Origin of the sequence: Ursidibacter arcticus (assembly GCF_009761375.1) — a bacterium.
GTDB lineage: Bacteria > Pseudomonadota > Gammaproteobacteria > Enterobacterales > Pasteurellaceae > Ursidibacter > Ursidibacter arcticus.
In genome coordinates, this window is record NZ_LEKM01000035.1 from 1 (window position 1) to 331 (window position 331).

Consider the following 331-nt stretch of genomic DNA (forward strand, 5'->3'; position numbering starts at 1 on the left):
TATATTTTTTTAAAGAACAATTGACAAATGACTTTCGTCTTTCATCATAACTCACTATTTTATGTTTTACTCTTAAAACAGTCAGTTATGATGAATTGGTGGAGATAAGCGGGATCGAACCGCTGACCTCCTGCGTGCAAGGCAGGCGCTCTCCCAGCTGAGCTATATCCCCATTCATTTTCCGTTGCTTTCACTCATACCTTAATGAGTGGTGGGTCTGAGTGGACTTGAACCACCGACCTCACCCTTATCAGGGGTGCGCTCTAACCACCTGAGCTACAGACCCAACGGATGACTTTCATTTTTGTCTTTACTATCAAACAATCTGTGT

2 tRNA genes are annotated in these 331 nt (G+C 42.9%); both read right to left on the minus strand.

Features of this window, described 5'->3' with window-relative positions:
* Positions 1-96: 96 nt before the first annotated feature.
* Positions 97-172: transfer RNA gene (locus A1D25_RS01295), tRNA-Ala, on the minus strand.
* 37 nt (positions 173-209) lie between these two features.
* A tRNA-Ile gene (locus tag A1D25_RS01300) sits at positions 210-286 on the minus strand.
* Positions 287-331 lie beyond the last annotated feature (45 nt).